We start from the raw sequence: 10,889 nt of genomic DNA, 5'->3' as shown, positions 1-10,889 counted from the left end.
GCCCGGCGCCCGCCATTCACGATGCGTGCCCCCTTGTTGACGGTCCGGAGCCGTGGGACTCTGACGATGGCCCGCTTGTGCGCTTGTGAATCTCTTCACCAGGCGCTCCGCCCGAGCGGGGTCTCATCCAGGAGGTGGCTCTCTTCATGCTCGTCCGTGACGCCATGAGCACCGTGATCCTCACCCTCGGACCCGCCCACACCCTCCGACAGGCAGCGACCTTGATGTCCGGCCGGCGCGTCGGCGCGGCCGTCGTCCACGACCCCGACCACAGCGGCATCGGCATCCTCACCGAGCGCGACATCCTCAACTCCCTCGGCGCGGGGCACGACCCCGACCGCGAGAGCGTGGGCGCGCACACCACGAACAACGTGGTGTTCTGCACCCCCGACGCCACCTTGCAGGAAGCCGCCGAGGCCATGGTCCACGGCGGCTTCCGGCACCTGATCGTGCTGGAGCACGGCGGCCCGGTCGGGATCGTCTCCGTCCGCGACATCATCCGGTGCTGGGTACCGGCCCGGCGCTCGGTGGCGGCCTGACGGCCCGCCGCGCCCGCGTACGGCACAACGGCGGCGGGCCGGGACCCCGAAGGGTTCCGGCCCGCCGCTCCGCTCCGGCGAGCGCCCGGGTCAGCCGCGCAGGGCCTGGACCGCGGCCTCCAGCCGCTTGCCGAAGTCAGCGTCCGCCTGACGGAAGTTGTCGACGGCGCGCTCGACGATGTCGTCACGGGAGACCTTGGCGATGAAGCCGGACAGGTTCTCGATCAGACGGCTCTTCTCGTCCTCGGACATCAGCCGGTAGAGGTTGCCCGCCTGGACGAAGTCGTTGTCCTCGGCGTGCACCGGGGCGGCGTGGTTGCCGGTGGCGCCGGTGAGCGCGACGGGCTGCCACAGCGGGCGGCCGGTCTGGTGCGGGCCGCCGAAGGAGTTCGGCTCGTAGTTCTTCGCGCCCTTGTGGCGGCCGTCGTAGAGGAAGCCGTCCCGGGAGTTGGTGCGCGCCTCGGTGGCGTGCGGGCGGTTCACCGGCAGGTGGTCGGCGTTGATGCCGACGCGGTAGCGGTGGGCGTCGCCGTAGGCGAACAGGCGCCCCTGGAGCATCTTGTCCGGGGACGGGCCGATGCCGGGCACGAAGTGCGCGGGGCTGAAGATCGACTGCTCGACCTCGGCGAAGATGTTCTCGGGGTTGCGGTTGAGCTCCAGCTTGCCGATCTCGATCGGCGGGTAGTCCTCGTGCGGCCACACCTTGGTGAGGTCGAACGGGTTGAAGCGGTACGTCGCCGCGTCGGCCGCGGGCATGATCTGCACCTGCACGGTCCAGGTCGGGAAGTCACCGCGCTCGATGGCCTCGCGCAGGTCGCGCTGGTGGCTGTCGGGGTCCTCGCCGGCCAGGGCGTTGGCCTCGGCCTGGGTGAGGTTCTTGATGCCCTGGTCGGTCTTGAAGTGGTACTTGACCCAGAAGACCTCGCCGGCCTCGTTGTTCCACTGGAACGTGTGCGAGCCGTAGCCGTTCATGTGGCGGTAGGAGGCCGGGATGCCCCGGTCGCCGAACAGCCAGGTCACCTGGTGGGTGGACTCCGGGGACAGGCTCCAGAAGTCCCAGACGTTGTCGGCCTCGGTCGAGCCGGTGTACGGGTCGCGCTTCTGGGTGTGGATGAAGTCCGGGAACTTGATGGCGTCCTTGATGAAGAACACCGGGGTGTTGTTGCCGACGAGGTCGTAGTTGCCCTCCTCGGTGTAGAACTTCAGCGCCCAGCCGCGGGGGTCGCGCACCGCGTCGGCGGCACCGAGGTTGCCGGCGACGGTGGAGAAGCGGAGGAAGACCTCCGTCTGCTTGCCGACCTCGGAGAGGAACGCGGCCCGCGTGTAGGGGGTCACGTCGGCGGTGACGGTGAAGGTGCCGTAGGCACCGGCGCCGCGGGCGTGCACCACGCGCTCCGGGATGCGCTCGCGGTTGAAGTGCGCGAGCTTCTCCAGCAGCAGCTGGTCCTGCACCAGCACCGGCCCCCCGAGGCCCGCGGTCTCGCTGTTCTGGTTGTCGGCGACCGGCGCGCCGGCCTCGGTGGTCAGCGGTCCCTGCGTCATGTGGGCCTCCTGGTCCTTCGGTGCACGTGGTGCTCGTCCTGTCGCTACGCCGTACGAAATCCTACAATGGACTTTGTCTAAGTCAAGCAAGCATCCAAACCCACACTCGTTCGTGATCTACACCCGGTCCCCACGACTGTTAGGCTGGCATCCATGAGTGACCTGCTGGAACGCCTCCGCGGACGCGGCTGGCGCATGACCGCACAGCGGCGCGTCGTGGCCGAGGTGCTCGACGGTGACCACGTGCACCTGACGGCCGACGAGGTGCACGCCCGCGCGGTGGCCAAGCTGCCCGAGATCTCGCGCGCGACGGTCTACAACACCCTGGGCGAGCTGGTGGCCCTCGGCGAGGTCCTGGAGGTCGCCACGGACCGCCGGGCCAAGCGCTACGACCCCAACGCCCACCGCCCCCACCAGCACCTGGTCTGCGCCCGCTGCGGCGCCATCCGCGACGTGCACCCGTCGGGCAACCCCCTGGCCGACCTGCCCGCCTCGGAGCGCTTCGGCTTCACGGTCGAGGGCGTCGAGGTGACGTACCGCGGCGTCTGCCCGAACTGCGCGGCCGCCTGACCCGGCCACGAACGGCACGAAGGGGCGGGAGCCGTCGGGCTCCCGCCCCTTCGTCCGTGCCGCTTCGTCGGTGTCGTGAAGGCCGGAAAAACACCGAAGGCCCGGATCCAGAGGATCCGGGCCTTCGGTTTCAGTAGCGGGGACAGGATTTGAACCTGCGACCTCTGGGTTATGAGCCCAGCGAGCTACCGAGCTGCTCCACCCCGCGTCGGTGAACCCAACGTTACGTGAAGCCCCCGGCACCATGCAAATCGCTTAACGCCCGCGGCCTACGCCGACTGTTCCGCCGCCAGGGCCTCGCGCAGCCGGGACGCGCGTTCGGCCACCTCGGACGGGCCGAGTTCCATGGCGCGGGCGCACCACTTCTGGCCTTCGGCCAGGTCGCCGTGGCGGGCCGCCAGGAGGCCCAGGCGCAGGGCCGCGCGGCCGTGGCCGGCCACGGCGGCGCGGGTCCACCACAGGGCCGCCTCCGGCTCGCTGCCCTCGCGGGCCAGCAGCAGGCCGAGGTTGAAGGCGCCGTTGCGGGAGCCCGCCTCGGCGGCCTCCCGGTACCAGCGGGCCGCGACCGCCAGGTCGCCGCGGCCGGCGGCCAGCATGCCGACCCGGACCTGGGCCCGGCGGTGGCCCAGCTCGGCGGCGCGCTCGTACCACTCCTCGCTCTCGCTGCGGGGACCTGCGACCGGCTCCCCCAGGGCGGGGGCCTCCGGCGGCGGGGCCAGCGACTCCAGCAGCGCGGCCAGGCGGAAGGCGGCCTCGGCGCTGCCGCCGCCCGCCGCGCACCGCAGGTGCTTCTCGGCGGCCCGCTCGTTGCCGTCGCGGACCAGGGCGATGCCGACCTGGAGCGCGGCGTCGGTGTGCCCGGCCGCGGCCGCGCGCTCGTACCAGCGCAGGGCCATCTCGTCCTCGTCGCGGCTGGCGAAGAGGATGCCCAGGTTGAACGCGGCGTCCACACTGCCCGCCTCGGCCGCCTTGGAGAACCACGGCTCGGCGCCGGCCGCGTCCCCGCCCTGGAGGAGCAGGATCGCCAGCGCGTTGGCCGCCTCCCGGTGGCCGGCGTAGGCGGCGCGGCGGTACCACTGCTCGGCCTGCGCGGTGCGGTCCTGCGACGCGCACAGCAGAGCAAGGTTGTACGCCCCGTTTTGATCGCCGGCGTCCATGGCGGCGCGGTACCAGCGCTCCGCGGTCTGGGTCTCGCCCCGGGAGGCGTGCAGCGCGCCCAGGGCGTTGGCGGCGTTGCCGTCGCCGTCCTGGGCGGCCCGGTGCCACCACGCGGCCGCGCTGTCCTCGTCACCGGCGTCGCGCAGCAGGAAGCCCAGGGCGCACGCGGCCCGGGCCTCGCCCTGCTTGGCGGCGGTCAGGTACCAGCGCTCGGCCTCCTTGAGCTCGCCGCGCGCCTCCAGCATCGCGCCCAGGTGCAGGGCGGCCCGGCGGTGACCGCGCGCGGCGGCCTGCCGGTACCACTGCTCGGCCTCGGCGGGGTCTCGGCGGCGCAGGATCCGGGCGAGCCGGTACGCGGCCTCCCGGTGCCCCTGCTCCGCGGCGGCCCGCAGCCAGCGCTCGGCGCCCTTGTCGCCGCGCCGCTCCAGCAGGTCGGCCAGTCCGTACGCGCCCAGCGCGTGGCCGGATTCCGCCGCCTGGCGCAGCCAGTACTCGGCGGCGGGCTCGTCCCCGCGCTCGCGGTAGTGCCGGCCCAGGGCGTGCGCGGCGGGGGCGGATCCGGCCACGGCGGCGACGCGCCACCAGCCGGCCGCCTCCTCCGGGCAGCCGCGCTGGTGCAGCAGGACGCCCAGGTTGTTCGCGGCGGCGCGGTCACCTGCCGCCGTGGCGCCCCGCAGGTAGGGTTCGGCGCCGGCCAGGTCGCCCCGGCGCAGCAGCAGGGCCCCGAGCACGCTCATCGCGCCCGGGTCCCCCTTGTCGGCGGCGACCCGGTGCCGGGCCTCCAGCTCCGCCTCGCTCGCCGCGTGGGCCTCCGCCAGTACGTCCGCGAACGCCGCATCGGTCAGTGCGGTGTCCGTGTCCGCTGCGGGAGCCGACTCGTTGGCCACGGTGCCCTCTTCGGTGTGCGACCTCAAAAACCGCCCTGTCTCCAGCAGAGTTGACCTGTCCCCCATAAATCCCATCGTCGCATCACCTGCTACCCGCGTACACCTGGTATGTCGCAGCCAGTGAGGTCGTGCCTACAGCGTTTTGTCGACATGCCCACAGAGAGACAAGTCAAACACGCTCCCGCCCCAACTCACCTGCCCCAGCTACCTCGTGTCCGTCCCGGTCTCGTCACAGCCGGGAGACCGGAGCGCAACAGGCACGACGAAGGCCCGGATCCAGAGGATCCGGGCCTTCGTCTTCAGTAGCGGGGACAGGATTTGAACCTGCGACCTCTGGGTTATGAGCCCAGCGAGCTACCGAGCTGCTCCACCCCGCGTCGGTGAAACAACCGTATCACGACGCGGAGCGGAACCTCGCCAGGGTTTTACGGCTGCCCCTGCGGCTTGGGTGCGGAGCCCAGCTTGGCCTCCGCCTCCATCGCCCGCTTGACCGCCGCCTTCAGCTCGTCCTGGGCCTTGCCGAAGGCCGCCCAGTCACCGGCCTGCCGCGCCTTCTCGGCGTCGTCGATCGCCTTCTGCGCGTCGGCGAGCGCCGCCTTGACCGTCGGGTCCTGCGCGGCCGGCGGCTTGACCGTGCCGTCGGGCTGGGTCGGCGGCTGGACCGGGGTGGTCGGCGCCTCGGCCCCGAACACCACGTTCAGCGCCTTCTCCAGGGTGTCCTCGAAGGCCGTCTGACCGCCGTAGGTCACGAGCACCTTGCGCAGCAGCGGGTACTTCAGGCCCGAGCTGCGGACGTAGACCGGCTCGACGTACAGCATGCCGTCGGCCAGCGGGACCGAGAGCAGGTTGCCGTACTCGACCTCGGAGTCGCCGCCGCGCAGCAGCCGGATGGACTCGGCGATCTTGGGCTCGGAGTTGAACTTGCTCTGCACCTGCTTGGGGCCGTCCACCGGCTTGCTGGTCGGCATCTTCAGGATGCGGATCTTGCCGTAGTCCGGGGTGCCCGGGTCGGCGTTGACCGCCATGAAGGCGCTGAGGTTGGGCCGGCCGTTCGGGGTGAAGGTGGTGGTCAGCGAGAAGACCTGGTCCTTCTCCTTCTGGCCCGGCATCTTCATCGACAGGTAGTACGGCGGGACCGCCGTGCCGGCCTTCGTCGTGGGGTCGTCCGGCACCTCCCAGGCCTCGGAGCCGGAGAGGAAGGTCTGCGGGTCCGTGACGTGGTAGCGGGTCAGCAGCTCGCGCTGGACCTTGAAGAGGTCCTGCGGGTAGCGCAGGTGCTCCAGCAGCTTCGGCGGGATGTCGGCCTTGGGCTTGACCGTGCCCGGGAAGGCCTTCATCCACGTCCTGAGGACCGGGTCCTTGGTGTCCCACTGGTACAGCTCCACCGCGCCGTCGTAGGCGTCGACGGTGGCCTTGACCGAGTTGCGGATGTAGTTGACCTGGTTCTCCTGCGCGACGACGGCCCGCTGGCTGTTGGTGAGCGAGTCGGCGGTGCTCTGGCCGAGCGTGGTGCGCGAGGCGTACGGGTAGCCGTTGCTGGTCGTGTACGCGTCGACGATCCACTTGATCCGGCCGTCGACGACCGCCGGGTACGGCGCCCCGTCGATGGTCAGCCAGGGGGCGACGGCCTCGACGCGCTCCTTGGGCGTGCGGTTGTACAGGATCCGCGAGCCGTCGCCGATGGCGCCGGAGTAGAGGATCTGGGGCTCGCTGAAGGCCAGGGCGTACGCGGCGCGGTTGACCGGGTTGTCGAGGTTGACCCCGCTCTTGCCCTCGTACGTGGTCTCCTTCTCGCCCGCCTTGTCGTCGGAGTAGTCGAGCTCCTTCTGCGGACCGCCGACGATCGAGTACTGCTTGGTCTGCTCGCCGTAGTAGATGCGCTGCTCGAAGTCGGTGCCGAACTGGCCCTTGGAGGGCAGGTCCGACTGGGTGAAGTCGGGGCTGCCGTCGGCCGCGGCGGTGGTGCCCTTGGCGGCGACCACGCCGTAACCGTGGGTGTAGCGGAAGTGGTCGTTGATCCAGTTGTTCTTCGGGATGCCGCCGATGTTCAGCTCGCGCAGGCCGATCACGGTGTCCTGGCCGTTGTACCGGTCGACGGCCAGCGTGGACGGGAAGGCGTAGTAGCCCTTGACCTGCTGGAGCTGCTGGAACGCCGGCGAGACGATGTTCGGGTCGAGCAGCCGGACGCTGGCCGTGGTGTCGGCCGCCTGCCGCAGCTGGTTCTTGTCCGCCTTCGGGTCCGGCACGCCCGGGTAGTCCTTGACCTCCGTGCCGGCGATCCCGTAGGCGTCACGCGTCGCGGCGATGTTCTTCTCGACGTACGGCGACTCCTTGGCCTGCTCGTTCGGCTGGACCTGGAACTTCTGCACGATCGCCGGGTACAGCCCGCCGATCAGGATCGCGGAGAGCACCATCAGGCCGAAGCCGATCACCGGCAGCTGCCAGGTGCGGCGCCACAGCGTCGCGAAGAACAGCACCGCGCAGATCGCGGCGATGCAGAAGAGGATGGTCTTGGCCGGCAGGTAGGCGTTGGCGTCGACGTAGCGCAGGCCGGTCCAGTTGTCGGAGGCCTTGAAGTCGCTGGACTTCACCGCCAGCCCGTACCGGTCGAGCCAGTACGCGACCGCCTTGAGCGAGACGAAGATGCCGAGCAGCACCGACAGGTGCCCGGTGGCCGCGGCCGTCGCCCGGGCGCCGGGGCTGGTCACCCGCAGGCCGCCGTACAGGTAGTGCACGGCCGCGGCGGCGATCAGCGAGAGCACGGCGGCGGCGAAGCCGAAGCCGAGCAGGAAGCGGTACCAGGGCAGGTCGAAGGCGTAGAACGCGACGTCCAGGTGGAACTGGGGGTCCTTCGTGCCGAAGGGCACCCCGTTGACGTACATCAGCCAGGTCTTCCACTGGCCGGCCGCCGAGGCGCCCGCGACCAGGCCGACCAGCACCGCGATGCCGATGAGCAGCCACTTCTTGTACGGCGCGATGCTCATCCGGTAGCGGTCCAGGCTCTGCTGCTCCAGCGACATCGCGGACAGCGGCGGCCGCAGCCGGTGGGCCAGCCAGATGTTCAGCCCGACGACACCGGCCATGAGCAGGCCGAACACCGCGAACAGTCCGATCTTGGTCCACAGCGTGGTGGTGAAGACGGACGAGTAGTGCACGGACCGGAACCAGAGCCAGTCGGTCCAGAACCCGGCGAACATGATGAACGCCATGCCCAGGACGGCCAGGACGCCCAGGGTCATCAGGAGAGTGCGGGCTCGCCGGGACGGGCGGCCGACTCTGATCCGTGGCCCGGAAGGGCCTCCGCCGCGGTCCGGCATCTGGAAAGCCAAGGTGCGCACCTCGAAAGTCGCGTGTGTCTGCGTGTGGGCCCCTGATGGTAGAGGCCCACTCATGCAACTTACTGAGCCTTTAGTCAGTTCCCGGTATCGGCCGGAAAGGAGGCAGGATGTTGCCCATGTCCAACGTTTCCTCCTCCGGCACCCCCATGGCGGCCAGCCCCCTGACGCGTGCCGTCCTCGAAATCGACGAGTACGCCGCCGGCCGCGGCTGGGACCAGCCCGCCCGCCTGTTCGCCCTCGTCGACACCGCCAAGCTGCGCCGGCAGGAGCCCCGGCTGGCCGGGCAGCTCGGCCTGGACCAGGACGACGCCGGCAAGGCCCAGCTCACCCCGATCGAGCAGGACGAGCTGCCGGCCGGGACCCCGCTCGACAAGTTCCTGGGCACCGTCGCCTGGCCGGACGCGGTCGTCGGCTGCGCGCTGACCGTGGAGCGGCTGATGCTGCCGCCGTCCGCGGAGGCCTCCGTACCGACCGGGCTGAACGACAAGCAGCTGGCCAAGTGGGTCGCCGCCCACCCGGAGCGGCAGGAGGTCCGGCTGACGGTGGGGGTCCTGCGCGACGGCTCGCGCGAGTCGGCCGTACGGCTGCGGGAGAAGGACTCGGCGAGCGAGGTCCTGACCGGGGCGAGCCTGGTGCCGGGGCTGGCGGACGCGCTGGCGGCGACGTTCTCGTAGGGGCTGGGCGGGGGCGGGCCGCGTACGGGCTCGGCGGGGCGGGGCCGCGTAGGGGCTCGGCGGGGCGGGGCGCTACTTCGCCGCGCACCGGGGCAGCGCCCCCGTGTCCCCCTTGCCGATCTTCTCCAGCGACTGCACGGCGTCGGCGATGGTGTCGACCTTGACCAGGGTCAGGCCGTCCGGCACCCGCGCGGCGGCGGAGGCGCAGTTGTCGGCCGGGGTCAGGAAGTACCGGGCCCCGGCCGCCCGCGCGCCGATGGTCTTCATCTGGATGCCGCCGATCGGGCCGACCTTGCCGTTGTCGTCGATCGTGCCGGTGCCCGCGACGAACTTCCCGCCGGTCAGGTCCTGCGGGGTGAGCTTGTCGACGATGCCCAGCGCGAACATCAGGCCCGCGCTCGGGCCGCCGACGTCGGCGAGCTTGATGTCGATCGGGAACGGGAAGGTGTGGTCGGTCCCCGCCTTGATGCCGACGATCGCGTGTCCGTCGCCCTCCGCCTTGGCGGTGGTGATGCCGATCTTCTGGCTGCCCTCGGGCTCCTTGCCGGCCTTCTCGGCGGCCTCGGCGTCCTTGGCGGGCACGATCGTGAACTCGACCGGCTCCCCCGCCTTGTGCTTGGTGACCAGCTTGGCCACGTCCTCCGGGGCCCTGACCGGGCTGCCGTCGACGGCCTTGATCACGTCACCCGCGTGCAGCGTGCCCTCGGACGGGCTGCCCTTGACCACGGTGGAGACCACGACGCGGGCGGTGACCGGGATGCCGAGCTGCTTGAGGGCCGCGACCTTGGCGCTCTCCTGCGACTGGCTGAACTCCTCGGCGTTCTCCTGCGTGGACTCCGCGTCGGTCTTGCCGTTGGGGTACAGGTTCTCGTGCGGGACGACGATGTTGTCGCCCGAGAGCCAGCCGTGGACCGCTTCCAGCAGGTTCATGTCGTAGTCGGCGCCGGTGACCCGGACCGTCGTCATGTTGAGGTGACCGCTGGTCGGGTACGTCTTCCGCTGGGCGATCTGCAGGACCGGCTCGCCACGCGACTCGCCGAGCGTGTTCACCGTCGGACCGGGGCTCATCTCCGAGTACGGGACCTTCAGGAAGACCCCCGCGCACAGCAGCGCGAACAGCAGGAGCGTGGAGGCGAGCATCGTCGCGGTGCGGCGTGGCATGGCTCGACAGTACGGGACGCCTCGGCCCGGCTGCCGCCGGGGCCGGTCCGTACGGGGCGCCGGGCCCCGGACCCCTCAGACGGCGTCGGAACCGGAGTGCGCGGCCTCGCGGTGGGCCCGTTCGTTGCGGTCCATGGCCTCACGGAACCGCGCGTAGCCGGCGAGCTCGGATATGTCCCCGGAGGTCCGGTCGCGAGCCGCCCAGCTGCCCCATATCGCCGCCCCGACGGCGGCGAAAAGCGGAATGAGCAACCACGCCAGAGACCCCATGGCCTGCCTCCTGCCACAGCAACGATGCGTTCGTGACCTCAACGCTCGGGCCAAGGCCGGAGTTACGCAAATCGAGGGCGTGTTGGACGCCCGAACGGCCGAGATCGTCCCCCTTTCGGCGGGGGACCGCAGCCGCGGCGGCAGGCGGCAGGGTTCGGGGTCAGCAGGCCCCGACCCACTCCTCGGTCCCGTCGGAGAACTTCTGGTGCTTCCAGATCGGCACCTCGTGCTTGAGGTCGTCGATCAGCATCCGGCACGCCTCGAAGGCCTCACCGCGGTGCGGGCAGGAGACGGCGACGACGACGGCCAGGTCCCCCACCCCGAGGTCCCCCACCCGGTGGACGGCGGCCAGGGCCCGCACCGGGTACTTGGCGACGACCCGCTCGGCGACGCGGCGCATCTCGGCCTCCGCGGTCGGGTGGCAGGAGTAGCCGAGCGCGTCGACGTCCGCCCCGCCGTCGTGGTTGCGCACCGTCCCGACGAACAGCGCCGTCCCGCCCGTGGCGTCGTCACCGACGGCCTGGAAGACCTCGTCCAGGGACAAGGGGGTCTCACGGATCGCCAGCAGCCGGATGGGGTCGGCCGCGGCCTGCTCGCCGGGGTGGTCGAAGTGCGGTGCCATACCGTCCATCGTGCCCCAGCTGCCGGGACCGGGGAATAGCGAGATCGACCGGGAGCGGCGGCCCGGTCCTGGAGCCTCCTACAGACCGCGGCGACCGGAGCCCGGCCCCGCCACGGGCCCGGGGCTGC

9 protein-coding genes and 2 tRNA genes are annotated in these 10,889 nt (G+C 71.3%); 3 read left to right on the top strand and 8 right to left on the bottom strand.

The features are described 5' to 3' along the window. Positions 1 to 146 precede the first annotated feature (146 nt). Positions 147 to 539 carry a CBS domain-containing protein gene (locus tag LG632_RS27715; protein ID WP_226730302.1) on the top strand — a complete coding sequence of 131 codons (393 nt, stop codon included), beginning with the start codon at positions 147 to 149 and terminating at the stop codon, positions 537 to 539. Between the two features lie 90 nt (positions 540 to 629). On the opposite strand, the gene LG632_RS27710 is transcribed toward LG632_RS27715, so the two are convergent. Further along, entirely contained in the window at positions 630 to 2,081 is a 1,452-nt protein-coding gene (locus LG632_RS27710) for a catalase (RefSeq protein ID WP_226730298.1), read from the bottom strand. A gap of 153 nt (positions 2,082 to 2,234) precedes the next feature. Between LG632_RS27710 and LG632_RS27705 the strand changes: the two genes are divergently transcribed. Further along, the gene (locus LG632_RS27705; RefSeq protein ID WP_226730297.1) at positions 2,235 to 2,651 is read left to right on the top strand and encodes a Fur family transcriptional regulator; all 417 of its coding nucleotides are present in this window, start codon (positions 2,235 to 2,237) and stop codon (positions 2,649 to 2,651) included. A 134-nt stretch (positions 2,652 to 2,785) separates the two neighbouring features. Here the strand turns inward: LG632_RS27705 and LG632_RS27700 are convergent. From LG632_RS27700 to LG632_RS27685, 4 genes are all read right to left on the bottom strand, one after another. After that, positions 2,786 to 2,859, bottom strand: a tRNA-Met gene (locus tag LG632_RS27700). Positions 2,860 to 2,920: 61 nt separating this feature from the next. Then, positions 2,921 to 4,762, bottom strand: a complete 1,842-nt coding sequence (locus tag LG632_RS27695; protein WP_374203606.1) for a tetratricopeptide repeat protein — start codon at positions 4,760 to 4,762, stop codon at positions 2,921 to 2,923. A gap of 237 nt (positions 4,763 to 4,999) precedes the next feature. Further along, positions 5,000 to 5,073 (bottom strand) — tRNA-Met (locus LG632_RS27690). A 48-nt stretch (positions 5,074 to 5,121) separates the two neighbouring features. Beyond that, complete coding sequence (locus LG632_RS27685) at positions 5,122 to 8,013, bottom strand: UPF0182 family membrane protein (protein ID WP_226730300.1); 2,892 nt, start codon at positions 8,011 to 8,013, stop codon at positions 5,122 to 5,124. A 128-nt stretch (positions 8,014 to 8,141) separates the two neighbouring features. On the opposite strand from LG632_RS27685, the gene LG632_RS27680 reads away from it, so the two are divergent. Further along, positions 8,142 to 8,708, top strand: coding sequence for a PPA1309 family protein (locus tag LG632_RS27680; RefSeq protein ID WP_226730295.1), 567 nt, complete (start codon positions 8,142 to 8,144; stop codon positions 8,706 to 8,708). Positions 8,709 to 8,780: 72 nt separating this feature from the next. Here the strand turns inward: LG632_RS27680 and LG632_RS27675 are convergent, their stop codons facing one another. The 3 genes from LG632_RS27675 to LG632_RS27665 form a co-directional block, all read right to left on the bottom strand. Beyond that, positions 8,781 to 9,869 carry a YlbL family protein gene (locus LG632_RS27675; RefSeq protein ID WP_226730294.1) on the bottom strand — a complete coding sequence of 363 codons (1,089 nt, stop codon included), beginning with the start codon at positions 9,867 to 9,869 and terminating at the stop codon, positions 8,781 to 8,783. Between the two features lie 75 nt (positions 9,870 to 9,944). Continuing rightward, positions 9,945 to 10,139: a hypothetical protein gene (locus LG632_RS27670; RefSeq protein WP_226730293.1), complete on the bottom strand. Its 195-nt coding sequence runs from the start codon at positions 10,137 to 10,139 to the stop codon at positions 9,945 to 9,947. A gap of 160 nt (positions 10,140 to 10,299) precedes the next feature. Further along, complete coding sequence (locus tag LG632_RS27665; RefSeq protein ID WP_226730292.1) at positions 10,300 to 10,761, bottom strand: molybdenum cofactor biosynthesis protein MoaE; 462 nt, start codon at positions 10,759 to 10,761, stop codon at positions 10,300 to 10,302. Positions 10,762 to 10,889 lie beyond the last annotated feature (128 nt).

The sequence above is a fragment of the Streptomyces antimicrobicus genome (genome assembly GCF_020532625.1).
Taxonomy (GTDB): Bacteria; Actinomycetota; Actinomycetes; order Streptomycetales; family Streptomycetaceae; genus Streptomyces; species Streptomyces antimicrobicus.
Note: the sequence above shows the minus strand (reverse complement) of the source record. Positions and strands in the feature narration are given on the sequence as shown.